At 72.0% G+C, this 24,864-nt stretch carries 25 protein-coding genes; 18 read left to right on the top strand and 7 right to left on the bottom strand.

Annotation, left to right across the window (positions count from 1 at the left end):
* Nucleotides 1-17: 17 nt before the first annotated feature.
* A complete protein-coding gene (locus tag EFL26_RS09350; RefSeq protein WP_148046669.1) occupies nt 18-662 on the bottom strand; it encodes a hypothetical protein in 645 nt (214 codons plus the stop codon).
* Between the two features lie 104 nt (nt 663-766).
* On the opposite strand from EFL26_RS09350, the gene EFL26_RS09345 reads away from it, so the two are divergent.
* Entirely contained in the window at nt 767-1,651 is an 885-nt protein-coding gene (locus EFL26_RS09345) for a hypothetical protein (RefSeq protein WP_123222632.1), read from the top strand.
* 58 nt (nt 1,652-1,709) lie between these two features.
* Here the strand turns inward: EFL26_RS09345 and EFL26_RS09340 are convergent, their stop codons facing one another.
* Nucleotides 1,710-2,258 (bottom strand): DUF421 domain-containing protein, encoded by a 549-nt coding sequence (locus tag EFL26_RS09340; protein ID WP_123222631.1) that lies wholly within the window; start codon nt 2,256-2,258, stop codon nt 1,710-1,712.
* Nucleotides 2,259-2,313: 55 nt separating this feature from the next.
* On the opposite strand from EFL26_RS09340, the gene EFL26_RS09335 reads away from it, so the two are divergent.
* The 9 genes from EFL26_RS09335 to purQ all read left to right on the top strand — a co-directional run bounded on the left by EFL26_RS09335 (nt 2,314) and on the right by purQ (nt 10,373).
* Entirely contained in the window at nt 2,314-3,648 is a 1,335-nt protein-coding gene (locus EFL26_RS09335) for an MFS transporter (RefSeq protein ID WP_246000112.1), read from the top strand.
* Between the two features lie 45 nt (nt 3,649-3,693).
* Nucleotides 3,694-4,179 (top strand): nuclear transport factor 2 family protein, encoded by a 486-nt coding sequence (locus EFL26_RS09330; protein ID WP_123222630.1) that lies wholly within the window; start codon nt 3,694-3,696, stop codon nt 4,177-4,179.
* A 218-nt stretch (nt 4,180-4,397) separates the two neighbouring features.
* Nucleotides 4,398-5,294, top strand: coding sequence for a phosphoribosylaminoimidazolesuccinocarboxamide synthase (locus tag EFL26_RS09325; protein ID WP_123222629.1), 897 nt, complete (start codon nt 4,398-4,400; stop codon nt 5,292-5,294).
* An 8-nt stretch (nt 5,295-5,302) separates the two neighbouring features.
* A complete protein-coding gene (locus EFL26_RS09320; RefSeq protein ID WP_221176913.1) occupies nt 5,303-5,710 on the top strand; it encodes an SRPBCC family protein in 408 nt (135 codons plus the stop codon).
* Nucleotides 5,711-5,751: 41 nt separating this feature from the next.
* Nucleotides 5,752-7,302 carry a long-chain-fatty-acid--CoA ligase gene (locus tag EFL26_RS09315; RefSeq protein ID WP_123222627.1) on the top strand — a complete coding sequence of 517 codons (1,551 nt, stop codon included), beginning with the start codon at nt 5,752-5,754 and terminating at the stop codon, nt 7,300-7,302.
* Nucleotides 7,303-7,370: 68 nt separating this feature from the next.
* On the top strand, nt 7,371-8,849 hold the full coding sequence (locus tag EFL26_RS09310) for an LCP family protein (RefSeq protein ID WP_123222626.1): 1,479 nt from the start codon (nt 7,371-7,373) through the stop codon (nt 8,847-8,849).
* A gap of 20 nt (nt 8,850-8,869) precedes the next feature.
* On the top strand, nt 8,870-9,343 hold the full coding sequence (locus EFL26_RS09305; protein WP_123222625.1) for an SRPBCC family protein: 474 nt from the start codon (nt 8,870-8,872) through the stop codon (nt 9,341-9,343).
* A 95-nt stretch (nt 9,344-9,438) separates the two neighbouring features.
* A complete protein-coding gene (purS, locus tag EFL26_RS09300) occupies nt 9,439-9,705 on the top strand; it encodes a phosphoribosylformylglycinamidine synthase subunit PurS (protein WP_123222624.1) in 267 nt (88 codons plus the stop codon).
* Nucleotides 9,702-10,373: a phosphoribosylformylglycinamidine synthase subunit PurQ gene (gene purQ, locus EFL26_RS09295; RefSeq protein ID WP_123222623.1), complete on the top strand. Its 672-nt coding sequence runs from the start codon at nt 9,702-9,704 to the stop codon at nt 10,371-10,373. The genes purS and purQ overlap by 4 nt, the downstream gene beginning before the upstream one ends.
* Nucleotides 10,374-10,395: 22 nt before the next feature.
* Here purQ and EFL26_RS09290 read toward each other — a convergent pair whose 3' ends face one another.
* Nucleotides 10,396-11,763 (bottom strand): glycoside hydrolase domain-containing protein, encoded by a 1,368-nt coding sequence (locus tag EFL26_RS09290; RefSeq protein WP_183408113.1) that lies wholly within the window; start codon nt 11,761-11,763, stop codon nt 10,396-10,398.
* A gap of 208 nt (nt 11,764-11,971) precedes the next feature.
* Between EFL26_RS09290 and purL the strand changes: the two genes are divergently transcribed.
* The gene (gene purL / locus EFL26_RS09285) at nt 11,972-14,248 is read left to right on the top strand and encodes a phosphoribosylformylglycinamidine synthase subunit PurL (RefSeq protein ID WP_246000111.1); all 2,277 of its coding nucleotides are present in this window, start codon (nt 11,972-11,974) and stop codon (nt 14,246-14,248) included.
* 9 nt (nt 14,249-14,257) lie between these two features.
* Here purL and EFL26_RS09280 read toward each other — a convergent pair whose 3' ends face one another.
* Nucleotides 14,258-15,529: an MFS transporter gene (locus EFL26_RS09280; protein ID WP_123222621.1), complete on the bottom strand. Its 1,272-nt coding sequence runs from the start codon at nt 15,527-15,529 to the stop codon at nt 14,258-14,260.
* A gap of 69 nt (nt 15,530-15,598) precedes the next feature.
* Between EFL26_RS09280 and EFL26_RS09275 the strand changes: the two genes are divergently transcribed.
* Nucleotides 15,599-16,183, top strand: coding sequence for a winged helix-turn-helix domain-containing protein (locus EFL26_RS09275; protein ID WP_123222620.1), 585 nt, complete (start codon nt 15,599-15,601; stop codon nt 16,181-16,183).
* Between the two features lie 2 nt (nt 16,184-16,185).
* Entirely contained in the window at nt 16,186-16,488 is a 303-nt protein-coding gene (locus EFL26_RS09270; RefSeq protein ID WP_246000110.1) for a sterol carrier family protein, read from the top strand.
* Here EFL26_RS09270 and EFL26_RS09265 read toward each other — a convergent pair.
* Entirely contained in the window at nt 16,485-17,564 is a 1,080-nt protein-coding gene (locus EFL26_RS09265; RefSeq protein WP_183408112.1) for an LCP family protein, read from the bottom strand. The two genes, EFL26_RS09270 and EFL26_RS09265, sit on opposite strands and share 4 nt — an antisense overlap.
* Before the next feature lie 130 nt (nt 17,565-17,694).
* Between EFL26_RS09265 and EFL26_RS09260 the strand changes: the two genes are divergently transcribed.
* The 4 genes from EFL26_RS09260 (at nt 17,695) to EFL26_RS09245 (ending at nt 22,114) form a co-directional block, all read left to right on the top strand.
* Nucleotides 17,695-19,050 (top strand): dipeptidase, encoded by a 1,356-nt coding sequence (locus EFL26_RS09260; protein WP_123222617.1) that lies wholly within the window; start codon nt 17,695-17,697, stop codon nt 19,048-19,050.
* Between the two features lie 61 nt (nt 19,051-19,111).
* Nucleotides 19,112-20,710, top strand: a complete 1,599-nt coding sequence (gene purF, locus EFL26_RS09255; protein WP_123222616.1) for an amidophosphoribosyltransferase — start codon at nt 19,112-19,114, stop codon at nt 20,708-20,710.
* Between the two features lie 29 nt (nt 20,711-20,739).
* Nucleotides 20,740-21,792 (top strand): phosphoribosylformylglycinamidine cyclo-ligase, encoded by a 1,053-nt coding sequence (purM, locus tag EFL26_RS09250; RefSeq protein ID WP_123222615.1) that lies wholly within the window; start codon nt 20,740-20,742, stop codon nt 21,790-21,792.
* 133 nt (nt 21,793-21,925) lie between these two features.
* The gene (locus EFL26_RS09245; protein WP_123222614.1) at nt 21,926-22,114 is read left to right on the top strand and encodes a DUF3073 domain-containing protein; all 189 of its coding nucleotides are present in this window, start codon (nt 21,926-21,928) and stop codon (nt 22,112-22,114) included.
* Between the two features lie 210 nt (nt 22,115-22,324).
* Here the strand turns inward: EFL26_RS09245 and EFL26_RS09240 are convergent, their stop codons facing one another.
* The gene (locus tag EFL26_RS09240) at nt 22,325-23,488 is read right to left on the bottom strand and encodes a Glu/Leu/Phe/Val family dehydrogenase (RefSeq protein ID WP_246000109.1); all 1,164 of its coding nucleotides are present in this window, start codon (nt 23,486-23,488) and stop codon (nt 22,325-22,327) included.
* Nucleotides 23,489-23,731: 243 nt separating this feature from the next.
* On the opposite strand from EFL26_RS09240, the gene EFL26_RS09235 reads away from it, so the two are divergent.
* Entirely contained in the window at nt 23,732-23,941 is a 210-nt protein-coding gene (locus EFL26_RS09235) for a BldC family transcriptional regulator (RefSeq protein ID WP_123222612.1), read from the top strand.
* 104 nt (nt 23,942-24,045) lie between these two features.
* Here EFL26_RS09235 and EFL26_RS09230 read toward each other — a convergent pair whose 3' ends face one another.
* Nucleotides 24,046-24,804 carry a crotonase/enoyl-CoA hydratase family protein gene (locus tag EFL26_RS09230; RefSeq protein WP_123222611.1) on the bottom strand — a complete coding sequence of 253 codons (759 nt, stop codon included), beginning with the start codon at nt 24,802-24,804 and terminating at the stop codon, nt 24,046-24,048.
* Between the last annotated feature and the right edge of the window lie 60 nt (nt 24,805-24,864).

Raw genomic sequence — 24,864 nt, 5'->3', positions numbered from 1 at the left:
CCTCGAAACCCTGCGGCTCAGACCAGCGCGCGTCCGTCGTGCGTCGCGAGGTGACGGGCCACCGTGCCCAGGTCGGCCCGCCAGACCTCCTCGGGCGGCGGCGGGAGGAGGTCGTCCCACTCCATCGCCATCGACCCGACGATGCCGGGCAGGCGCTCGGGGCGGGCGACGAACCAGACGTGCAGGTGGGAGACGCCGTCGCCCACACGGAAGACGTGGACGCGTCCGACGTACGGCAGGTTGCTCATGATCCGGGTCAGCCAGACGGTCAGCCGGCCGTACTCGGCAGCGAGGTCGTCGTCGAGGTCGGTGAAGTCGAGGTGCTCGCGCGGCTCCAGGAACAGCACCAGCGGCATCCCCGAGCGGTGGAAGGGCCGCACGCTCCAGCGGTCGTTCTCCCAGATCCGTGTCTCGCCGCCGGCGCCCGCGCAGGTCGGGCACGGGTCGCCGCCGGGATCGCCCTTGCGGGGTGGCTCGGCGTGCAGCGGCGGGCGCAGCACCTTGGGCACGAGCGCTCCGTCGACCACTTCCCACGGGAAGCTCTCCCACGTCACGGCGTCCGACTGCGGCAGGCGGCCGTGCTCGCCGACGGCGGCGACCACGCGGGCGTAGAGGTCCTCGGGTGACTCCGGGCACGGTCTCACGGTGCCATACCGATCCACGGTCAATTAGTGTACATTTCGGACATATGCCCCATTCTCGGGTAGTGGGGGTCGTACGACCTTGCATCCTGTGGCGGGATGTGACGTTCCGAGAGGGAGATCGCATGGAGTTCAAGAGGAAGACCTGGTCGGCGTTGCTGACCGCGGCCGTGACCGCGTCGCTCGCGCTGGCACCGGCGCTCGTGGAGTCGACGTCCGCAAGCGCTGCGCCGGGCGCAGCGGCTCGCGCCGGCGTGACCGACGAGTGCGCGAACGCCCAGACGGCGTTGGCGCTCGCGAAGAGCTCCCGTGCCGCCGCGCACCGCAAGCTGGTCCGGGCACGGAAGGCCCTGCGCGCCGCGAAGCACACGCACCGCGCCGCAGCGATCCGGAAGGCGAAGCGTCAGCTGAAGCACGCGAAGGTGCGCTACGCGGCGCGGGTCCACAACGAGCAGGTCCAGACCGCGCGGGTCGGCTACGCCTGCTCCGCGCCCAACTCGAGCTCGCGTGCCGCCGGAACGGGCATGAAGCTCGACCTGCTCGCGATCGCGACCGGTGCGGCCGGCAAGGCGATCGACCTGTCCCAGCTGACCACCCTGCTCGAGGACCTGCTCCCGGGTGTCACCAGCCAGCTCGACGCCGGGCAGCTCAACGCGCTGCTGAGCGGCTTCAACGCCGGTACGCCGTCGCTGGACTCGCTGACCGTCCTGCTGGGCAGCGCCTTCACGCCCGACCAGCTCACCGCCCTGCTGGGCGGCGCGCCTGACCCGTCGCTGGTCACCGCGCTGCTGCAGAACATCATCGGGGAGCTCAGCGGCCTGTCCGGTGTGCCGGTCCCGGCCGGTGCTCTCGACCCCACGGCCCTGCAGAGTCTCGTGACCACGGTCACCGGGCTCCTCGGCGGGTTGCTCCCGGCCACGACGCCCACCACCCCGGTGGTGCCGCCGCCCACGGGTGGGACCGGCACCGTCTGCGTGGTGGTTCCTCTCGTCGGGACCGTCTGCATCTGATCAGTCCGACGCCGAACGGGCGGGTGTGGCCTCCGGTCACGCCCGCCCGTTCGGCACGTCAGCGCTGCGCCAGCAGAGCGTCCAGCTTGGCCTCGATCCGCTGCACGTCGGCCTTGGTCGCCGACTGCAGGTCCTCGCGCAGCGTGGCGACGATCGCGCCGCCCGGCTCGATGCTCACCTGCTCGACGTCCCGCACGCTGTTCGCGTTCTGACGGCGCAGGGCCGCCTCGGCGTCGGCCTTGCGCAGCCCCTCGTGCCGCAGCGCCTCGTCGTCCCAGCGCCCGTCCCGCGCGAGGGTGGTCGCGGTGCCCTCGACGAGCCGGGCCACCCGGTCACTGCGCCGGGCGAGCCGCACGGTCCCGGCGTTGACGCCGACGAGCACGACGGCGCCGATCACCCCACCCAGCAGGGTGTTGTCCTGCCCGATCACCGCGTTCTGGACCACGTTGCTCAGCAGCAGCATGACCACGAGGTCGAAGGCGTTGAGCTGAGCCAGGTCGCGCTTTCCGGCGAGCCGGATCAGCACCGCGAGCACCAGGTAGACGGCGACGGTCCGCACGACCTTCTCCCACACGGACAGGTCGAGGTGCATCAGGTTGTGCCACATGCCGCCATCCTGCACTGCCCGCGGCCCGGCGTACGGCTCCTGAGAGCATGGCGCCGTGGCGGCGGACGAGGTGACCAGCGGCGCGGTCGAGGGCGCGAGCCGGCAGGCCCTCCTCGTCTGGGCCGTGGGCCTGCTCGTCTACCTGCTCGCGGTGTTCCACCGCTCCTCGCTGGCGGTCGCCGGCCTCGCCGCCGCCGAGCGGTTCCACATCTCCGCGGCACAGCTGGCCACGTTCACGATGGTCCAGCTGCTGGTGTACGCCGGCATGCAGATCCCCGTGGGTCTCCTGGTCGACCGCTTCGGCTCGCGAGCCCTGCTGCTCACGGGAGCGACGATCCTGACCTGCGCGCAGACGGGCTTCGCCTTCGCCGACAGCTACGGGCTGGCGCTGCTGGCCCGGGTGTTCGTGGGCATGGGCGACGCCATGACGTTCATCTGCGTGCTGCGCCTGGTGAACACCTGGTTCGCACCGCGACGGATCCCCGTTGTCGTGCAGCTGACCGGCGTGCTGGGCCAGCTCGGCGCGATCATCGCGGCCGTCCCGATGACCTGGGCGCTCGCCCACCTGGGCTGGACGCACTCCTACCTGCTGGCGGCGTCGCCCGGGCTGGTCATGGTGCTCGCCCTGCTCGCGGTCGTGCACGACGGCCCCGGCGTACGCACGCTGCGGGGCCCGTCCCTCGCCCTCGCCGAGATCCGGCACAGCCTCGCGGCGTCCTGGGAGCACCCCGGCACCAGGCTCGGGTTCTGGATGCACTTCTCCACACAGTTCAGTGCGACGGTGCTGGGCATGCTGTGGGGCTACCCGTTCTTCGTGAAGGGCGAGGGCCTGACCGGGTCCCAGGCCGGCCTCCTGCTCACGATCATGGTCGTCGCGATCATGGCGACCGGCCCGGTCCTGGGCTGGCGGATCAGCGTGCGCCCGTGGCAGCGCTCGACGATGGTGCTCGTGATCGTCGGAGCGATCGTCGCGAGCTGGACCGTGGTGCTCGCCTGGCCGGGCAACGCCCCGCTGCCGCTGCTGGTCTGGCTCGTGGTCGTGACGGGAGTCGGCGGCCCGGCGTCGATGATCGGGTTCGACCTCGGCCGGACCTCCAACCCCCCGCACCGGCTCGCGAGCGCCACCGGGATCATCAACCAGGGCGGCTTCTACGCCAGCCTGGTGCTGGTGATCGCGATCGGCCTGATCCTGGACTGGCGCACGCCGGGCAGCTCCTCGGACTACACCCCCTCGGCGTTCCGGTGGGCGATGAGCTTCCAGTACGTCCTCTGGGGCCTCGGTCTGGTCCAGATCGTCCGCTACCGCGTGAAGGCGCGAGCACGGCTGCGCGACGAGGACCCCCGGCTCTGGGCGGAGCTGTCCGGACAGCCGTCCCCCGGCGAAAACTAGAACAGGTTCTTGCGCGGCCGCCGCGTCGCTGGGATGCTTCGGAGCATGGACCTGGAGGCGCTCGAAGAGATCCGTCGGCTGAAGTACCGCTACTTCCGCACCCTCGACCTCAAGCTGTGGGACGAGTACGCCGACACGTTCACGGTCGACGCCGTCGGCCACTACGGCACCAAGGTGTACGGCGACATGGAGCCGCTCCGCGGGCGTGACGTGATCGTCGACTTCATGCGCGAGAAGCTGTCCGGCGGGATCATCACCATGCACGTCGCGCAGCACCCCGAGATCGACGTCGACGGCGACACGGCCGAGGCGTCGTGGGGCTTCGAGGACACCGTGATCGCGCCCGACTTCCGGGTGCTGATCCGGGGCGCCGGCTACTACCACGACCGCTACCGCCGCGACACCGACGGCGTCTGGCGGATCGCGGAGACCAGCTACGACCGGATCTACGAGTCGATGCAGTCCCTCGACGACACCCCCAGCCACCAGCTGATCGCGAACCGCTGGGCCGCTCCCGCGCAGGCGGAGTAGAGCCGGCCCCGGAGGATCGTGCGCCGGCCCGGCGTTGCGGTCCTCGGCCCGGGCGGCGTGCCGGGCCCGTCGTACGCCGACATGCGAATGTCGCGGCCGGGACTCGTGGGAGGCTCCGGCGGCACCTGCGCGACATTCGCATGTCGGTCTCCGCGCGTCGCACCCCGCCCGCACCCGGACCCGCCGCACCCGCGCCCTCCGCCGATAGGGTGCGGCGCATGGGCGACCTGAACATCCCGCCGGCCCCGCCGATCGAGGGGACGGTGCCGATCCACTCCGGCAAGGTTCGCGACCTCTACCGGATCTCCGAGGGCGAGCACGCCGGCCTGCTGCTGATGGTCGCCAGCGACCGGATCTCCGCCTACGACTTCGTGCTCGACTCCACCATCCCCGACAAGGGCGCGATCCTCACCCGGATGTCGCTGTGGTGGTTCGACCAGCTCGCCGACCTCGTGCCCAACCACGTCGTCTCGACCGACGTGCCCGAGCAGGTCCGCGGCCGGGCGGTGATCTGCGAGGAGCTCAGCATGTTCCCGGTCGAGTGCGTGGCGCGCGGCTACCTGACCGGCTCGGGCCTGCTCGACTACCGCGCGACCGGCGAGGTCTGCGGGATCGCCCTGCCCGGTGGCCTCGAGGACGGCAGCCGGCTGCCCGAGCCGATCTTCACGCCGGCCACGAAGGCCGCGCTCGGCGACCACGACGAGAACGTCTCCTACGACGCGGTCGCCTCGACGGTCGGCGCCGACGTGGCGGCCCGCCTCCGCGAGCTGACCCTCGCGGTCTACGCGCGGGCAGAAGAGGTCGCCCGGGAGCGCGGCATCATCCTGGCCGACACCAAGCTCGAGTTCGGTGCGCGGGCGGACGGCGCGACGGTGCTGGCCGACGAGGTGCTCACCCCCGACTCGTCCCGGTTCTGGCCGGCGGCGGAGTGGCAGCCCGGGCGCAGCCAGCCGTCGTACGACAAGCAGATCGTGCGCGACTGGCTCACCTCGGCCGAGAGCGGCTGGGACCGCTCGTCCGGCGAGGCGCCGCCGCCGCTTCCCGCGGCGGTGGTCGACCGCACCCGTGCCCGGTACGTCGAGGCCTACGAGCTGCTGACCGGCGAGAGCTTCTGATGCGGCCGGTGGCCTTCGACGTCCCTGTCGAGGTCGCCTTCGACTACCTGGTCGAGCCGCGGAACCGGCCTGCGTGGCAGTCGTCCCTGCGTCGGGTCGAGCACGTCCGGGGCGAGCCCCGGGTGGGCCAGACCTGGGTGGACGTGACCGGTCCGGGTCTGCGGCCGGCGATGGAGACCACCCGGCTCGACCGTCCCGCGGTCTGGACCGAGCGCGGCACGTGGCGCGCGGTCGAGGCCACGCTCACGCTCCGCTTCGCCCCCTCGGCCGACGGATGCGTGGTCACCGCCGAGGCGTCCGTCGGCGGCCTGGGGGTCTGGCGGCTCCTCGGTCCGCTGGTCGCGAGGGCCGCGGATCTTGCCGTACCGCGCGACCTGCAGCGAGCCGCGCGGATCCTGTCCGCGCGCGCCACCTGACAAGTAGGTTGGGCGCAACCGAGCACAGGAGGCCCTTGCCCGTGTACAACCTCTCGATCGTCCTGGAGGACAGCGCCCGGACCTTCCCCGACCGGGACGCCCTCGTCCTCGGCGACGTGCGGCTCACGTACACGCAGGTCGACGCGATGGCCAACCAGGTGGCGAACCTCCTCGTCGAGCTCGGCATCGAGCCCGGCGACAAGGTCGCGCTCACCTGCCCCAACCTGCCCTACTTCCCGGTCGTCTACTTCGGCATCCTCAAGGCCGGCGGCGTCGTCGTCCCGATGAACGTGCTGAACAAGGGCCGCGAGGTCGCCTACTACCTCGACGACTCGGGCGCCAAGGTCTACTTCTGCTTCGAGGGCACCCCCGAGCTGCCCATGGGCCAGGAGGGGTACGCCGGGGTGCAGCACGCCGAGGGCAGCCCCGAGCTCATCCTGATCACGGCGGACCCGGCCGCGCCGTCGCCGATCGACGGGGTGCGCACCCTCGGCCAGGCGCTCGCCGGCAGGTCGCCCGTCTTCGAGGCTCGGCTGGCCAGCGAGGGCGACACCGCGGTGATCCTCTACACCAGCGGCACCACCGGCCACCCGAAGGGCGCCGAGCTCAGCCACTCCAACCTGCTGCTCAACGCGCTCACCTGCAACCGCCTCTTCGGCTCGAAGCCGGGCACCGACGTGCACCTGCTCACGCTGCCGCTCTTCCACTCCTTCGGCTCGACGGTGCAGATGAACGCCGGGTTCTCCATGGGCGCGACGCTCGTGCTGCTGCCGCGGTTCGACGCCCAGGCGGCGATCGCGCTGCTCCAGAAGGAGGACGTCACCTTCTTCGCCGGCGTGCCGACGATGTGGTGGGGACTGCTCGGCGCGCTCACGCCCGAGGTCGACGTCGAGCGGATCGCCCGCAACCTGCGCGTTGGGGTGTCCGGAGGCGCCAGCCTCCCGGTGGAGATCATCAAGGACGTCAAGGCCAGGCTCGGCGTCACGATCCTCGAGGGCTACGGGCTCTCCGAGACCTCGCCGGTGGCCACCTTCAGCGATCCCGACCGCGAGCCCCGGCCCGGCTCGATCGGCATCCCGATCTGGGGTGCCGAGCTCAAGCTGATCGACGACGACTGGAACACCGTCGAGGGCGCCGACGCGATCGGCGAGATCGCCATCCGCGGTCACCTGATCATGAAGGGCTACCTGAACCGTCCGGAGGCGACGGCCGAGGTGATGCGCGACGGCTGGTTCCGCACGGGCGACCTCGCGCGCCGCGACGCCGACGGCTTCTACTACATCGTCGACCGGTCCAAGGACATGATCATCCGCGGCGGCTACAACGTGTACCCGCGGGAGATCGAGGAGGTCCTGATGGCCCACCCCGACGTCTCGCTCGCGGCCGTCGTCGGCGTCCCGCACGAGTCCCACGGCGAGGAGGTCAAGGCGTTCGTGATCCGCAACGAGGGCGCGACCGTGACCGAGGACGAGCTGGTGGCCTGGGGCAAGGAGCAGATGGCGTCGTACAAGTACCCGCGCATCGTCCAGTTCGTCGACTCGCTGCCGATGACCGCGACCGGCAAGATCCTCAAGCGCGAGCTGATCGACTGACGCCGCCGGAGCAGGTGCGGACTGGTCCAGACAGGCGGCCCGCGCGGATCGCCACCTAGGCTGCCGCCGTGCGCCGGGGAAGCCAGGCCGCGACTCCGACCGGAGGGCGGCACAGGGCCAGCCGTCCGGACCGGGTCGGACGGGCGCTGCGTCGCGCCCTCCTCGCCACCGTCGCGCCCGCCCTCGTGCTGGGCCTGGTCGGCTGGATCCTGCTGCGCACGTGGTCCGGGCACGTCGTCGACCTCGCCGTCGACCGCGCTGCCCTGCTCTGGGTCGTCGTCGGCATCGCGGTGCTCTGGTCGCTGTGGATCGCGCTGATCTGGCGCACCTACGCCCGCAACCGCACCCAGCCGGCCCCGACTCTCGTGCGGGTCGCCGGAGCGCTCGGCGTGGCACTGATGTGTGCCGCGGTCAGTGCGCCGATGGCGGTCGGCGCCCGGTACGCCGTGGTGCAGCGAGACCTGATCGGCTCGATCTTCGCCGGTGAGGTCAGCGCGACCGCACCGAAGGTGACCAAGGCCGACCCGTGGGGAGGCCGCGACCGCGTGAACGTGCTGCTGCTCGGCGGCGACGGCGCGATCCACCGGCCGGGCGTCCGCACCGACTCGGTGATCCTGGCCAGCATCAGCACGAAGACCGGCCGCACGGTGCTGTTCAGCCTCCCGCGCAACCTGCGCGACGTGCCGTTCAAGGCCGGCTCCAAGCTGGCCGCGCTCTACCCGAACGGGTTCACCGACGGCAGCCAGCAGCCGAACGCCAACTACTTCCTCAACGCGGTCTACCGCGACGTCCCCCTCCTGCACCCGGGCGTGCTCGGCCGCAGCGACAACGAGGGCGCGGACGCGGTCAAGCTCGCCGTGGCCGGCGCGCTCGGGATCCGCGTCGACTACTACGTGCTGGTCAACCTGGCGGGGTTCCAGCAGCTGGTCGACGCGATCGGCGGGATCACCGTGAACATCAACGAGCCGGTGCCGATCGGGGGGAACACCGACGCGCACATCCCGCCCGACTCCTACCTGCAGCCCGGGCCGAACCAGAAGCTCAACGGGTTCAAGGCGCTCTGGTACACCCGGGGCCGCTACGGGTCGACGGACTACAAGCGGATGGAGCGGCAGCGCTGCGCGATCAACGCCATCGTCGCCGAGGCCAGTCCGGTCCAGCTGCTCAAGCGATACACCCGGCTCGCGCAGGCCAGCAAGGACATCGTCCGCACCGACATCCCGCAGCAGCTGCTCTCCGCGTTCGTCGACCTGGCCGACAAGGTCAAGGGTCAGCCGATCAAGTCGGTCAGCTTCGAGCGCAGCGACGAGTTCGACCCGAACGCCCCCGACTTCGACTACGTCCACACGGCGGTGCAGGCCGCCCTGTTCCCGGCGCGCGTGAGCATCCCCACCGGCGGGTCGACCGCTGCCGCGACCGTGGGCTCACCGGGCGCAACCGCCCAGACACCGTCCGGTACGGCGACCACGGATACCGCGCCGGCCAGGCTCAGCGACGCGGCCGACGACTGCGCCTACCACCCGGTCGGCGACGCCGCCGCGGGCTAGCCCCCCGCTAGTCTGGGCCGGTGACCGCGCCGTACCGGCTCTCCTCCTCCAGCCTCCTCCCGGCCTCGCCCGACCTGGCTTTCCGGGCACTCGTCGACGCACCGCTCGAGGAGCTGTTCCCGACCCGGTCCGGGCTGATCCCGGCCGTCCGCCGGTCCGAGGGCCAGCAGGGTGCGTGGGGCCGGGTCGGCCAGACCCGGACGGTCGTGCTCGCCGACGGCAGCCGCAACCTCGAGACCCTCGTGGCCGTCGAGCCGCCGGCCGACTACCGCTACCGGCTCAGCGGCTTCACCGGACCGATGAAGCTGCTGGTCCGCACGGTCGAGGGCCGGTTCGCGTTCGAGTCCCACGGTGCCGAGTCCCGGGCGACCTGGACCTGGGAGCTGCACCCGACCCACCGGCTGGCCCGCCTGGCCTTCCCGGTCCTGGCGGCCTCGTGGCGCACGATGGCGCGGAGCATGTGGCCGCGGTTCCGCTCGCGACTCGCGACCTGAGCCCGGCCCGGCTGCCGGGGCCAGTAGGATCAGGACACGTCAGCCCACATCCTCCGGAACCGCCTCGCGCGTTCCGACTCTGACCAGGAGTGCCCGTGGCCCGTGTCGTCGTCGACGTCATGCCCAAGCCCGAGATCCTCGACCCGCAGGGCAAGGCGGTGCTCGGCGCTCTGCCCCGGCTCGGCTTCGACGGCGTGACCGACGTCCGGCAGGGCAAGCGGTTCGAGCTCGAGATCGAGGGCGAGCTCACCGCCGAGCGCCTGGCCGAGGTGGAGAAGATGGCCGAGACGCTGCTGTCCAACCCGGTGATCGAGGACTTCGCCGTGCGCGTGGTGGAGACCGACGGGGCGGCCCGGTCGTGAAGATCGGGGTCGTGACGTTCCCGGGCTCGCTCGACGACGTCGACGCCCGCCGCGCCGCGCGCCTCGCCGGCCACGAGGCCGTCGCGCTCTGGCACGGCGACCACGACCTGGGCGGGGTCGACGCGGTGATCCTGCCGGGCGGCTTCTCCTACGGCGACTACCTGCGCTGTGGTGCGATCGCTCGCTTCGCCCCGGTCATGCAGGAGGTGGTCGACGCGGCCCGCGGCGGCATGCCGGTCCTCGGCATCTGCAACGGCTTCCAGATCCTCTGCGAGTCCCACCTGCTCCCGGGTGCCCTGATCCGCAACGACCACCGGAAGTTCGGCTGCCTCGACCAGCGGCTGGTGATCGAGAACAACCGCACGTCCTGGACGTCGGCGTACGCCGACGGCCAGGAGGTCACGATCGTGCTGAAGAACGGCGAGGGCTCGTTCGTGGCCGACGAGAAGACCCTCGACATGCTCGAGGCCGAGGGCCGGGTGGTCGCCCGCTACGTCGGCAACCCGAACGGCTCGCAGCGTGCGATCGCCGGGATCACCAACGAGGCCGGCAACGTGGTCGGGCTGATGCCTCACCCCGAGCACGCGGTCGAGGACCTCTGCGGCCCCGGCACGGACGGGCTCGGGTTCTTCACCTCGCTCGGCGCGGTCGGACTCCTGTCCGCCTGACCCCCTCCGCCCAGGATCATCGCTAGCGGCGTCCTCGCGAGAGCGCCCGCCAGGTCAGCGTCGCGACCACACCGGTCGGCTTGATCCCGACCCTCTTCTGGTACGCCACGACCGACCGCTGGGTCTTCCGGTTGTAGCCGCCGGTGATCCGTAGGTCGGCCGACAGGGCGGCGTTGAGCGCCCGCTGGACACGCACCACGTCGGGGTTGCGCACGCCCGCGCTGAGCACCGTCGCGCTGTTGCCGGCCGCGAGGAGGGACGTCCAGTCCGACTGCGTGAAGGCGCGCTGCACCGGGTGGTGGACCCGTGCCTGCCAGCCCTTGACCGCCGCCGTCGTCGCCGGGTTCCAGGTACCGCTGACCGGCCGGGTGAACAGCCCCTGCTGCTTGAGCAGGCACTGCAGCGGCACGACGAGGCTGGTGCGCGTCCGCGGTGCGGTCAGCCCGTACGCCGGCCGGTTGATCGACGCGGGCGTGCACTTGGGGTCACTGAGCTTGTCCGAGGTGGTCGACGTGGCCGGGGGCGGCGGAGGCGGAGGCGCCGCGACGCCGCTGAGGTCGAGGTAGTTGCGGTCGATGTTGATGGAGACGCCACCCCAGGTCTCGTTGTGGCCGCCCTGGTACTGGTGGATCCGGTGGCCCACCCAGCCGTCGGGCCGGACGAACGAGGAGTTCGGGTCGGCCACGTTGTTCCAGTCGGCGATCCAGATCTGGTCGGGCAGCGTCGCCGTGTTGCCGGGCGTCACGCGGGCGTCGTCGAGGATCTTGATGCCGGACAGCGCGCTGGAGTAGACCCCCGACACGTAGCCCAGCTTGTGCAGCTGCCGGGACCACGCGCTCAGGAACCACAGCGAGGAGCTCCGGCAGGAGGCGATGCCGGCGTTGAACGCCTCGAGGTCGTAGTAGATCGTGCTCTGCGCGACGATCCCGAGGTTCCTGGCCGCGGTCACCGCGACGTTCGCCTCGTTGCGGCCCTGGGTCCGCGCGGCGGCGTACGCGTTGGTGGGGTCGGCGCTGATCTTGTCGTTCTGGTACCGGGCCCGCGTCGTGCACGAGGCCTGCGCCCCGAGGTGGATCGGCAGCAGCCGCCAGCCCGTGGCCAGCTGGGTCTGCACCCAGGTCGGCGTGAGGTTGGTCTGCGCCTGGCAGAACCGCAGCGCGCCGGACATGTAGATGCCGACCGCGCGGAACGGCGAGGAGGTCAGCCAGGCGGTCATGGCGGCCTGGCTCGGCGCCTCGCACTGGTCGAAGCCGTAGCCGACCATGTTGCCCGGCGTCACCGGGTTCGGGGAGTCCGCCGTCGAGGTCGAGGCGGTGAGCCCGACGGTCGCCGCGACGCCGGCGAGGGTGAGGCCGGCGACGGTGCGGCGAAGCCGTGGCAAGGAAGGCATTTCGGACACTCCAGGGTGGGGAACGCCGTCACCATAACCACAGCAGTCACACGGGTAACAGAGGTTCCGATGAACTACAAACCTGTAGTTTGTCCGGCTTGTCCGGAGCGCCTCGGCGGGCGGCCCACGGGCGGCCCAGGACCGGGCCGTGGCGCCGCACGCAGTAGATTTGGCGCCGACATCCCCCTGAGCCCGGAGCAGCCGTCTCGTGCCTGATGCCCGCACCGCCCCCAAGCCCGTCACCAAGCTGGACACCGTCGAGGTCGCGGCGCAGGACCCGGACCGGCAGCAGCCCTGGGCCGACCTCGGCCTGAAGGCCGACGAGTACGCCCGCATCCGCGAGATCCTCGGCCGCCGGCCGACCTCCAGCGAGCTCGCGATGTACTCCGTGATGTGGAGCGAGCACTGCTCCTACAAGTCGAGCAAGGTGCACCTCAAGCAGTTCGGCGAGATCCCCCAGGAGACGCCGGTCGGCAAGATGCTCGCGGGGATCGGCGAGAACGCCGGCGTGATCGACGTCGGCCAGGGCTACGCGGTCACCTTCAAGGTCGAGTCGCACAACCACCCGTCGTACGTCGAGCCGTACCAGGGCGCAGCCACCGGGGTCGGGGGCATCGTGCGCGACATCCTCGCGATGGGCGCGCGACCCGTCGCGGTGATGGACCCCCTGCGGTTCGGCCCGCTGGAGGCCGCCGACACCCATCGCGTGCTGCCCGGGATCGTCGCCGGCGTCGGCGGCTACGGGAACTGCCTGGGCCTGCCGAACATCGGCGGCGAGGCGGTCTTCGACGAGACCTACCTGGGCAACCCGCTCGTCAACGCCCTCTGCGTCGGCGTGCTGCGCCACGAGGACCTGCACCTGGCCAAGGCCAGCGGTGTCGGCAACCAGGTGATCCTGTACGGCGCCCGCACCGGCGGCGACGGCATCGGCGGCGTGAGCGTGCTCGCCAGCGAGACCTTCGACGCCGACGGACCGGCCAAGCGGCCCAGCGTGCAGGTCGGCGACCCGTTCATGGAGAAGCTCCTGATCGAGTGCACCCTCGAGCTGTTCGCGGCCCGCGTGGTCGCCGGCATCCAGGACCTCGGCGGTGCCGGCCTGTCCTGCGCCACCTCCGAGCTGGCCAGCGCCGGCGACGGCGGCATGCACGTCGAGCTCGACCGGGTGCCGCTGCGCGACTCCAGCCTCGCTCCCGAGGAGATCCTCATGAGCGAGTCGCAGGAGCGGATGATGGCCGTCGTCGAGCCGGGCGACGTCGCGGCGTTCATGGAGATCTGCGCGAAGTGGGACGTCGAGGCCGTCGTGGTCGGTGAGGTCACCGACACCGGCCGGCTGCAGATCGACTGGCACGGCGAGCGCGTCGTCGACGTCCCGCCCCGCACCGTGGCGCACGAGGGCCCGACGTACGAGCGCCCGTTCGCCCGGCCCGCCTGGCAGGACGCTCTCCAGGCCGACGGGGCGGAGGCGCTGCCGCGGCCCGCGACCGGCGACGAGCTGCGCGCCACCGTGCTGCGGCTCGCGGGCAGCCCGAACCTCTGCGACAAGTCCTGGATCACCGACCAGTACGACCGCTACGTCCAGGGCAACACCGTCCTCGCCCAGCCCTCGGACTCCGGCATGATCCGGATCGACGAGGAGTCCAACCTCGGCGTCGCCGTCGCGACCGACTGCAACGGCCGCTTCGCCAAGCTCGATCCGTACGCCGGCGCGCAGCTCGCCCTCGCCGAGAGCTACCGCAACGTCGCGACCGGGGGAGCCCGCCCGCTCGCGGTCAGCGACTGCCTCAACTTCGGCTCGCCGGAGGATCCCGACGTGATGTGGCAGTTCGCGGAGGCCTGTCGCGGGCTCAAGGACGGCTGCCTCGAGCTCGGGGTGCCGGTCACCGGCGGCAACGTCAGCCTCTACAACCAGACCGGGGAGACGGCGATCCTGCCGACCCCGGTGGTCGCGGTGCTCGGTGTCGTCGAGGACGTCACTCGGCGCACGCCCACCGGCTTCGCGGCGACCGGGGAGCAGGTGTTCCAGCTCGGCGCGACCCGCGAGGAGCTCTCGGGCTCGGAGTGGGCCCACGTCGTGCACGGTCACCTCGGCGGCCGTCCGCCCGCGGTGGACCTCGGCGCCGAGAAGGCGCTCGGCTCGCTGCTCGCCGACGGCGTCGGGCTGCTCACCTCGGCCCACGACCTCTCCGAGGGCGGGCTCTCCCAGGCGCTGGTGGAGTCCTGCCTGCGCCGCGGGATCGGCGCCACCGTGCGGCTCTCGGGCGACCCGTTCGTCGAGCTGTTCAGCGAGTCGGCGGCCCGGGTCCTGGTCACCGTCGCCACCGAGGACGTCGCCCGGCTGACCGAGCTGGCCCTCGAGCACGGCGTACCGCTGACCCGCCTGGGCGAGACCGGTGGCGCGACGCTGGTCGTCGAGGGACAGTTCGACGTCCCGCTCGAGGAGCTCCGCGCGACCTGGACCGCCACGCTGCCCGCCGCCCTCAGCTGAGTCGAGTGCTCAGACGGTCGTCGGGACAGCCGCTTCAGCACTCGACCGCGCCGCCAGCTCCGCCTGCCACACGACCGGCCGGGGAACCTCCCGCACCGAACGGCTCAGCGTCGGGATGAGAGCGGTCAGGGCGACCAGCGCCCCGAGGGCGACCACGGCCCCGCGACCGCCCAGCAGGGTCAGGGAGGCGCCGGCCAGGACGGGGAACAGGGGCATCACCGACATCGAGACGAACTGCATCGTCGACTGCACCCGCCCCTGCAGGGCAGCCGGTGTCAGCGCCATCCGGTAGGCACCCATGCCGGCGTTCGCGGCCGGGTTCAGGAACAGGCCCGCGGACAGCGAGGCCGCGACGACGACGGGGTTGTTCCAGAAGACCATCGGCACGGCGAGCGGCACCCAGCTCCAGGCGTTCGTGATCGCCAGCGAGCCGGTGCGCATCCGGTCGATGACCCGGGGCGCGACGATCGCGCCGAGCAGCCCGAAGGCACCGGAGACGGTCTCCACGAGGCCGATCTGCACCGGAGCGAAGCCGGCCTGGACGAGCCGCAGGATCGCGGCGAACAGCAGCGCGTTGATCAGCAGGTTGAGTGCCGCGGAGAACACCATGAGCACGCGGAAGAGCGGTCGCGCGGCGATGAACCGGAAGCCTTCGCCCAGGCTCTCCCCGAGCCTGGGGCGCGGCTCGTCGGTGGCGGCGCTGAGATCGGTACGGATGCGGCCGAGCAGCACCCAGGACACGGCGTAGCTGAGCGCGTCCACGACGAACGGCAGCCAGCGCACCAGGCTGAACAGGGCGCCGCCCAGTGGCCCGCCGGTCAGCGACGCGACGTGCTGACGGGCCTGGTTCTGCGAGAGCGCCGCTGACAGCTGCTCGTCCGGTACGACGGACCGCACCGCCGAGGCCTCGGCCGGCATGAACAGCCCGGCGCCCGCGCCGGTGAGCAGTGCGACCACGACCAGGTGGCCGATCGAGATCCCGATCGTGAGGGCCGCCAGCACGAGCGAGGCGTACAGGACGAAGCCCGTCGCGCTGGCCAGCCGCATCAGTCGTCGCCGATCGGTGTGGTCGGCGAAGACGCCGGCCGGCAGCAGGGTCGCGACCAGCCCGAGCATGTGCAGGCCCTCGGTCGCGGCAGCCCAGAGCGTGGATCCGGTGATCGCGTAGGCCAGCAGCGGGAAGACGAACATGCTCATCCGGCTCCCGAGCTCGCTGACCGTCTGGCCGACCCAGAGCACGGTGAAGTCGTGGTTGTGGCGGAGGTCCCGGAAACCGTTCATACCCGCAACATATATTGCGCAACTAAACGTGCGCAATAGTGCGTGCGCAAAAATTGCTAGACTCCCGTCATGGCGAAGACAGCCCGCGAGCAGAAGGTCGAGGACCCCCGCATCCTCCGTGCGATCGCGCACCCGATGCGCAACCGGATCCTCGGCGAACTCTCCGCCGCCGGGCACCTGCGGGCGGCGGACGTCGCCGAGGTGCTCGGGATCCCGGCCAACCAGGCCAGCTTCCACCTGCGTCAGCTGGCCAAGTACGGCCTGGCCGAACCGGCCCCCGAGCTCGCGCGCGACGGTCGCGACCGGGTCTGGAAGCCGGTGCACGAGCACGGCATCGACCTCGAGATCAGCGCGATGGAGAAGGGTCCGGGCGGCAAGGCCGCCGTCGCGGTCTGGCAGCGGCAGGCCGCCGCCGCTGCCCGGGCCGCCGTCGACCGGGCCTACTCCAGCCGCAAGAGCCGGGACACCCACGTGATGATCAGCGACCACTGGATCCGGCTGACCAAGGCCGAGGCCAAGGAGCTGGCGGCCGAGCTGATCGCGGTGCAGGACCGCTGGCAGGAGCGCACGGCCGCCGACGACGGTGGCGCCTCACGGCGGCGCACCTACAACCTGATGACGTTCCTCCAGCCGGCCCCGGACCCGGAGTCGTGACCGTGGCGGAGACCCCCAAGGAACAGGTCAAGCGCTACCTCGCCGAGCTCAAGGCGCGCGCGCCGGGACGCTCGGTCGAGGTCCGGGTGCCGCCGTACGCCGCGGTGCAGGTGATCGGCGGCGGCACCCACACCCGCGGCACGCCGCGCGCGGTGATCGAGACCGACCCCGACACCTGGATCGCCCTCGCGACGGGAGAGCTGGCCTGGGCCGACGCGGTCTCCAGCGGCCGGGTCCTCGCCTCCGGAGAACGCGCCGACCTGTCGCCGTACCTGCCCCTGTCCGACTCAGCGGAGTCCGACTAGCGCAGCACCTGCGCGTCGTCGTGGAGCGCGAGGTACTCGGTCAGCCGGTCCTCGCGCAGCGCCGCCCACAGCGCGTCGTCGGCCTGCTGGTCGAGCAGGACGTAGTCGTTGCCGTCCTGCCGGGCGAACGGCTTCGCCGCGACGGGCACGGTCAGGAAGGTCGTGTTTCCGGTGCGCAGGTGCCGCATCGACCACAACGTGCCCAGCATCTCGGGGTAGGAGAAGCCCTGCTCCAGGGCGAGGTGTCCGGCGGTCGCGCGCAGCATGCCGCTGACCGCCAGGGGATGAGTGATCTTCCCGCCGTCCACGGCCCCGCGCATCAGGGCCTTCACCAGGCTCTGCTGCCGCTCGACCCGGTCCAGGTCCCTCCGAGGCAGGCACGGCTGCAGGGCGATGTAGTCCAGCGCCGCCTGGCCGTCGAACCGCCGCGGGCCGGCCGGCAGCCCGCAGGCCTCACGGGGCACCTGGACGACCACGCCGTCGAGGACGTCGACGATCTCGCGGAAGGCGTTCAGGTCGAGCACGGCCATCCGGTCCAGGCGCACCCCGGTGGTCTCCTCGACGGTGCGCGCGACCAGCCGCGGTCCTCCGGCGGTCGCCGCGTCGGAGAGCGTGCCCGGCCCGACGCCGGGCACGTCGAGCACCGCCTCGCCGGGGATCGAGATGACGTAGAGCGCGCGCCGGTCGGCGGTCAGGTGCAGCACCATCACCAGGTCGCTGCGGACCAGGTCGTCGCGCCAGCCGACCCGGTTGCTGCGGCCGCGAGCGGTCACTCCCGGGTCGCTGCCGACCAGCAGGATCGTGGTGCCGGGCGCCTGCGCACCGGTCTGGTTCACAGACTCGGGGAACCGCTCGAGCCCGCCGAAGGTCCACCAGAACCAGACCACGCCCAGGACCAGCAGCGTCGCGAGCGCAACCGCAGTGACCACCAGGATGCGCTTGCGGCGACGGCGGCGGCGGACCTTGCGCCGGTGTTCCTCGTTGCGCTCGTGGCGTCGTCGACGACGCTCCTCGTCCTCCACCGAGGACCCTTCGGCGAACGACGGCTCGTCGTGCCCGGTCTCGCCGTCGGTCACGCGGGCCCCCGTTTCCTCGTGGAGCAGTGGCCCTCGGCCACCGGCGCGCAACAGGGTACGACGACCGGCCCGCTCCGAACGGGCCCGACCGCTGAGCGGATCGGCGCGCCGGGCTCCTACAGTTGGCCCCATGTCGCTCGAAGACCTGCGTGCGCGCGTCCAGGCCGTCCTCCCCGGTATCCGCAACGACCTCGAGGCCCTGGTCCGGATCGAGTCGGTCAGCGCCGACCCTGCGCGGGCCGCCGAGGTGCAGCGCAGCGCGGAGGCGGTCGAGGCGCTCTTCCGGGGCGAGGGCTTCGCGACCCGGATCACGAGCGCCGACGGCGGGGCACCGGCGGTGATCGCGCACAAGCCCGGGCCCGAGGGCGCGCCGCAGATCCTGCTCTACGCCCATCACGACGTGCAGCCCGAGAACGACCACGCCGACTGGGACACCCCGCCGTTCGAGCCCACCGAGGTGGGTGACCGGCTCTACGGCCGCGGCGCCGCCGACGACAAGGCCGGCATCGCCGCCCACCTGGCTGCGATCCGGGCCCTGGCCGACGACCTGGCGATCGGGGTCACGGTGTTCGTCGAGGGCGAGGAGGAGATCGGCTCGGACTCGCTCGAGGCGTTGCTGAAGCAGGAGGCCGAGCACCTGCACGCCGACGTGATCGTGATCGCCGACAGCGGCAACTGGGACATCGGCGTGCCGGCCCTCACCACGAGCCTGCGCGGGCTCGTGCGCGTCGACATCGAGATCCGCACGCAGTCGCACGCGGTGCACTCGGGCATGTGGGGCGGCCTCGTGCCCGACTCGCTGATGACCCTGTCGAGGGTGATCGCGTCGCTTCACGACGACGACGGCAACGTCGCCGTGGCCGGCCTGCACGAGGGCCCGGCGGCTGACGTCGAGTACCCCGAGGAGCGGCTGCGCGCGGAGTCGGGCGCCCTCGACAGCATCCGGTGGATCGGCTCCGGACCGACCGTCGAACGGCTCTGGACCAAGCCGGCGATCAGCATCACGGGCCTGGACGCTCCGCAGGTGTTCGGCGCGAGCAACACGCTGGTCCCGTCCGCGCGCGCCCGCATCTCGATGCGGATCGCCCCGGGTGACACCACCGCCAACGCGGTCGCGTGCCTGCGCAAGCACCTCGAGGCGCACGTGCCGTGGGGCGCGCAGCTCGGCTTCACGGTGGTCGACACGGGCGAGGCGATCGCGATCGACGCCACCGGACCGGCGTACGACATCGCTCGGGACGCGTTCACCCAGGCCTGGGACGGCGTGGCGCCGGTCGACATGGGGGTGGGCGGCTCGATCCCGTTCATCGAGCTGTTCCTGCGCACGTTCCCGGCCGCGAGCGTGCTGGTCACCGGCGTCGAGGATCCCGACACCCGGGCCCACGGGGCCAACGAGGGCCTGCACCTCGCGGAGTTCGAGCGGGTCTGCGTCGCCGAGACGCTGCTGCTGGCGAACCTCGCCGGCCTGCGCCCCGGCGGCGCGTGACGCCCGGCACACCCTGAGCACGTGGCACGAGGGCCGCGCTCGCTCCCGTAGACTGGCGCGCGTGGCCCTTCCTGGACAGCCCGCCGGACCGCCCTCCCGGCGCCGCGGCGACGGCCGACTGACCCACGAGACCGATCCCCAGGACGCCGGACCCCAGGACGCCTGCGGCGTCTTCGGTGTCTGGGCCCCCGGCGAGGACGTCGCGAAGCTCGCGTACTTCGGCATCTACGCGCTCCAGCACCGCGGCCAGGAGTCGGCGGGCATCGCGGTCAGCAACGGCCGGCAGATCCTGGTCTACAAGGACATGGGGCTGGTCTCGCAGGTGTTCGACGAGTCCACCCTCGAGGCGCTCAAGGGCCACATCGCGATCGGCCACGCGCGCTACTCGACGACCGGCGCGAGCACCTGGCACAACGCCCAGCCCACGTTCCGGCCGACGGCGACCGGGTCGATCGCCCTGGGCCACAACGGCAACCTGACCAACACCAGCGAGCTGGCCCAGATGGTCGCCGACCTGCCCAGCGACAGCGGCGAGCTCGAGCTGCACACCCGCAACCTGGAGACCAGCACCAACGACACCTCGCTGGTCACCGCGCTGCTCGCCCACCACAGCGGGGCGACCCTCGAGGAGCGCGCCGTCGAGCTGCTGCCCCAGGTCAAGGGCGCGTTCTGCTTCGTCTGGATGGACGAGGGCACCCTGTACGCCGCCCGCGACCCCCAGGGCATCCGTCCGCTCGTGCTCGGACGCCTCGAGCGCGGCTGGGTGGTGGCGTCGGAGACCGCGGCGCTCGACATCGTCGGTGCGTCGTACATCCGGGAGATCGAGCCGGGCGAGCTGATCGCCGTCGACGAGGACGGCCTGCGCAGCCGCCACTTCGCCGAGCCCGCGCCCAAGGGCTGCCTGTTCGAGTTCGTCTACCTCGCCCGGCCGGACACCCGGATCTCCAACCAGCGCGTGCACAGCGTCCGGGTCGAGATCGGGCGCAAGCTCGCCCGCTCCTACCCCGCCGACGCCGACCTGGTCATCCCCGTGCCCGAGTCCGGCACGCCCGCCGCGATCGGGTACGCCGAGGCCAGCGGCATCCCCTACGGCACCGGCCTGGTGAAGAACAGCTACGTCGGCCGCACCTTCATCCAACCGAGCCAGACGATCCGCCAGCTCGGCATCCGGCTCAAGCTCAACCCGCTGCGCGACGTGATCGAGGGCAAGCGGCTGGTGGTCGTCGACGACTCGATCGTCCGCGGCAACACCCAGCGCGCCCTCGTCCGGATGCTCCGCGAGGCCGGCGCCCGCGAGGTGCACGTGCGGATCTCCAGCCCGCCGGTGAAGTGGCCGTGCTTCTACGGCATCGACTTCGCCACCCGCGCCGAGCTGATCGCCAACGGCCTCTCGGTCGAGGAGATCTGCGCCTCGATCGACGCGGACTCCCTGGCCTACATCTCGCTGGAGGAGCTGGTCGAGGCGACCACCGTGCCGGCCGACAACCTCTGCCGCGCCTGCTTCGACGGCGTCTACCCGGTCCCGCTGCCCGAGCCCGAGCTGCTCGGCAAGCACCTGCTCGAGCCGGCCCTGATGGTGCCCGACCGGGCGCTCGACGTCGACGGGCTGGCCGCCTCGCTGGCCGGCGGCGGTGCGGGCGACGCGCTCGACCGACCCTGACCACCTCCCCTGACGACGCGAGGACGCGCATGAGCACCTACGAGGCCGCAGGCGTCTCGATCGAGGCCGGAGACAAGGCCGTCGAGCTGATGAAGGTCTGGGTCGAGAAGGCCCGCCGGCCCGAGCAGGTCGGCGGCATCGGCGGGTTCGCCGGTCTCTTCGACGCCAGCGCCCTCAAGGCCTACGACCGCCCGCTGCTGGCCAGCTCGGCCGACGGCGTCGGCACGAAGGTCGCGATCGCCCAGGCGATGGACAAGCACGACACGATCGGGTTCGACCTGGTCGGCATGCTGGTCGACGACCTCGTGGTCTGCGGTGCGGAGCCGCTGTTCCTCACCGACTACATCGCCACCGGGCGCGTCGTACCCGAACGGATCGCGGCGATCGTCCAGGGCATCGCCGAGGCGTGCGTCCAGGCGGGCTGCGCCCTGATCGGCGGCGAGACCGCTGAGCACCCGGGCCTGCTCGGCCCCGACGAGTACGACGTGGCCGGCTCGACCACGGGCGTGGTGGAGGCCGACGCGCTGCTGGGCCCCGACCGGGTGCGCGCCGGCGACGTCGTGATCGCGATGGCGTCGAGCGGCCTGCACTCCAACGGCTACTCCCTGGTGCGCCACGTGCTGCTGTCGCAGGGCGGCTTCTCCCTGGACCAGCACGTCGACGAGCTGGGCCGCACCCTGGGCGAGGAGCTGCTCGAGCCCACCCGGGTCTACGCCAAGGCCTGCCTCGCCCTCGCCCGCGGCACCGCCACCCACGCCATGTCCCACGTGACCGGCGGTGGGCTGGCCGCGAACCTCGAGCGTGTGCTCCCGCCGGAGCTGACCGTCAGCATCGACCGGTCGACGTGGGCGCTGCCCCCGGTCTTCGGGCTCGTCCAGCAGGTCGGCTCGGTGGCCCGCCCCGACCTCGAGCGCACGCTGAACTGCGGCGTCGGCATGGTCGCCCTCACCGCGCCCGACGACGCCGATCGCGCGCTCTCGCTGCTCGCCGAGCACGACGTGCGGGCGTGGGTGGCCGGCACCGTCGCCCCCGCCTCGGACGACGACCGCGGCGTCGTACGCCTCGTCGGCGATCACGCCTGAGCCCTCGCTCCTGCTCACTTGGCGATCCGACGTGCGGGAATGACCGGTCGGCAGGTACGGTTGACCCACGAGACGATGATTTCCGACCGGCTGCCGCTGAGCGCCGGCCAAGTGTGCGAGGGGGTCGACCCGGATGGGACGCGGCCGAGCTAAGGCAAAGCAGACCAAGGTTGCTCGGGATCTGAAGTACCGGACCCACGAGACCGACCTCGCGGCGCTGGCCAACGAGCTTCACGGGAGCGAAGGTCCTTCGGCTGCAGAGCCTGAGCCCGACTCCGACGAGTACGACGAGTGGGCCGACTACTCGTCCTCGCGCGACTGACCACTCCTCGCACCTCCGCCGGCTGACCGCCGGCCCCGGCCCCGCGCCGGACGGTGTCCTGGCCCGTGCGTGCGTGCCCGGCGCTCGTAGAACGACATGCGAATGTCGCTGCCGGGGCGCGTGGGGCACGCGGGCGCCCCGGCAGCGACATTCGCAGGTCCGGGTACGCGTCAGGTCAGCGCCCGGACGAACGGCCTGAGCAGCAGGCGCTCAGCGCACCGGCAGCCAGAGGTCGCGCCGTCCGATCGTGGCCATCCGGCGCTCGGCGATCCGGTCGGCCGCCACCGAGGGCGGGACGTCCTCGCGCTCCGCGATCCGGAACACCTCACGGGTCGTGTCGTAGATCCCGGCGGCGCGCTTCCGCGCCCGCGCGAAGTCGAAGCCGACCAGCTCGTCGGCGACCTGGATGAGGCCGCCCGCGTTCACGCAGTAGTCGGGGGCGTACAGGACGCCCGCGTCGGCGAGCAGCTTCTCCACGCCGTCGTGCGCCAGCTGGTTGTTCGCGGCGCCGCAGACCACCCGCGCCCGGAGCACGGCCACCACGTCGTCGGTCAGGGCGTTGCCGAGGGCGCAGGGCGCGTACACGTCGATCTGCTCGGCGACCAGGTCCTCGGTCGTCGGGACGGCACGAACCTCCGGGTGGGCGTCGAGCACGCGGCGTACGGCGGCTGCCGACACGTCGGTGACGACGACGTCGGCACCGTCCTCGAGCAGGTGCTCGACGAGGTGGTGGCCGACCTTGCCGACGCCGGCGACGCCCACCGTGCGTCCGGCGAGCGACGGCTCGCCCCACACCACCTCGGCGGCCGCGCGCATGCCCTGGAAGACGCCGTACGCCGTGAGCACGGACGAGTCGCCCGCGCCGCCGTGCTCGACGGTGCGGCCGGTGACGAAGTCGCACTCGCGCGCGATCACGTCCATGTCCTCGCTGTAGGTGCCCACGTCGCAGGCAGTGAGGTAGCGCCCGCGCAGGGACTGCACGAACCGGCCGTAGGCGCGCAGCAGTGCCTCGGACTTCATGGTCGCGGGGTCACCGATGATCACGGCCTTGCCGCCGCCGAGGTCGAGCCCGGCGAGCGCGGCCTTGTAGGACATGCCCTTGGCGAGGTGGAGCACGTCGGTCAGCGCGGCCCCCTCGTCGGCGTACGGGTAGAACCGGGTGCCGCCGAGCGCCGGCCCGAGGGCGGTGGAGTGGATCGCGATGATCGCGCGGAGCCCGCTGGCCTCGTCGGCGCAGAAGACGACCTGCTCGTGCCCGTCGAGCTCGGCGAAGACGCCGGCGGAAGCGGGGAGAGAGGTGTCCGGAGAGAGAGCCGGAGAGGCGGCCGAAGGGGCCGCGGGAGATGCCGGCAGAGGGGATGCGACGCTGTTCACGTGGGTCCTCGCTGTGGTCGGGCACCAGGGGTGGCGGTGCCGGTGGACAGTGCGGTTCGGATCCGGCAGGGGTGGCGCCGGAAACGACTCAAACCTACTCCGGTTACGGTTCGACTGTCCGAATTGTGTGGGCTGTCTAGACCGGAACGGCGATGTCCGTTTGGTCTGCTTTACACGAGTTGCGGTGAGTGTCATGCTCGATATGTCCTCAAACAGACGAACCACCGAACGAGGGGCACCACGATGCAGCACACCACCGAGACCGAGACCCTGTTGACGCCCGCCGAGGTCGCAGCGATGTTCCGGGTGGACCCGAAGACCGTGACGCGGTGGGCCAAGGCCGGCAAGCTGAGCGCGATCCGGACCCTCGGCGGCCACCGGCGCTACCGCGAGGCCGAGGTCAAGGAGCTCCTGGGCGGGATCATCCCGGCCCAGCGCGGCGCCGCCGACTGATCTTCCCTCCCTCACACCGTTCAGGGCTCGACGCCACGTGCGTCGGGCCCTGCTGCGTTCTTCACGCCTGATTTATCCGGATATGGCGGGTTCCGGAACCCCGCTCAGAACGTCCCGTGCCGGCCGGCGCCCTCGGCGAAGCGGGTGGCGCCGGCGATCGACTCCGCCTCGAGCGCCCCGAGGCCGTGGCCGAACTCCGCGGCGAGCGCCGCGTCCTCCTCGAGCCCCCACTGCTCCAGCGCGCTGGCGCGGTCGCTGCGGGTGCACACCTGCGGGAAGGCCGCGATCTCCGCGGCCAGCGCCTGCGCCGCGCCCAGCGCCTCGCCGCTCGGCGCGACCCGGTTGACCAGGCCGATGGCCAGCGCCTCCTCGGCCGCGACCGGACGCCCGGTGAGGATCAGGTCCATCGCCCGCGAGTGACCGATCAGGCGGGGCAGCCGCACGGTGCCGCCGTCGATCAGGGGCACGCCCCACCGGCGGCAGAAGACCCCGAGGACCGCGTCCGCGGCGGCCACCCGCAGGTCGCACCAGAGCGCGAGCTCGAGACCCCCGGCGACGGCGTGACCCTCGATCGCGGCGATCACCGGCTTGCCCAGCCGCATCCGGCTCGGGCCCATCGGTGCGTCCCCGTCGGGCTCGATCCGGTTCGCCTCGCCGCGGCTGACCGCCTTGAGGTCGGCCCCGGCGCAGAAGGTGCCACCGGCTCCGGTCAGCACGGCCACCGACAGCGTGTCGTCGCCGTCGAAGCCGCGGAAGGCGTCCGCGAGCGCGCTCGCGGTGTCGCGGTCGACGGCGTTGCGTACGCCGGGCCGGTCGATGGTCACGGTCAGGACGGGGCCGGTGGTGTCGAGGCGCACGGTCATGGACCCATTCAACCGACGGCGGCAGCCCGTGGCGATCGGGCCGCGGTGGACGCCGTGCGG

The organism is Nocardioides pocheonensis (genome assembly GCF_003725535.1).
Lineage (GTDB): Bacteria > Actinomycetota > Actinomycetes > Propionibacteriales > Nocardioidaceae > Marmoricola > Marmoricola pocheonensis.
This window is presented reverse-complemented; position numbering and strand designations above follow the sequence as displayed.

Excerpts from the sequence above, each read along its gene's own strand:
- EFL26_RS09290 (WP_183408113.1), bottom strand. The coding sequence starts at position 11,763 with ATGCCTTCCTTGCCACGGCTTCGCCGCACCGTCGCCGGCCTCACCCTC.
- EFL26_RS09275 (WP_123222620.1), top strand. The coding sequence starts at position 15,599 with ATGGCGAAGACAGCCCGCGAGCAGAAGGTCGAGGACCCCCGCATCCTC.
- EFL26_RS09340 (WP_123222631.1), bottom strand. The coding sequence starts at position 2,258 with ATGTGGCACAACCTGATGCACCTCGACCTGTCCGTGTGGGAGAAGGTC.
- EFL26_RS09325 (WP_123222629.1), top strand. The coding sequence starts at position 4,398 with ATGGGCGACCTGAACATCCCGCCGGCCCCGCCGATCGAGGGGACGGTG.
- EFL26_RS09235 (WP_123222612.1), top strand. The coding sequence starts at position 23,732 with ATGCAGCACACCACCGAGACCGAGACCCTGTTGACGCCCGCCGAGGTC.
- purM (WP_123222615.1), top strand. The coding sequence starts at position 20,740 with ATGAGCACCTACGAGGCCGCAGGCGTCTCGATCGAGGCCGGAGACAAG.
- EFL26_RS09230 (WP_123222611.1), bottom strand. The coding sequence starts at position 24,804 with ATGACCGTGCGCCTCGACACCACCGGCCCCGTCCTGACCGTGACCATC.
- EFL26_RS09330 (WP_123222630.1), top strand. The coding sequence starts at position 3,694 with ATGGACCTGGAGGCGCTCGAAGAGATCCGTCGGCTGAAGTACCGCTAC.
- EFL26_RS09260 (WP_123222617.1), top strand. The coding sequence starts at position 17,695 with ATGTCGCTCGAAGACCTGCGTGCGCGCGTCCAGGCCGTCCTCCCCGGT.
- EFL26_RS09245 (WP_123222614.1), top strand. The coding sequence starts at position 21,926 with ATGGGACGCGGCCGAGCTAAGGCAAAGCAGACCAAGGTTGCTCGGGAT.
- EFL26_RS09280 (WP_123222621.1), bottom strand. The coding sequence starts at position 15,529 with ATGAACGGTTTCCGGGACCTCCGCCACAACCACGACTTCACCGTGCTC.
- EFL26_RS09345 (WP_123222632.1), top strand. The coding sequence starts at position 767 with ATGGAGTTCAAGAGGAAGACCTGGTCGGCGTTGCTGACCGCGGCCGTG.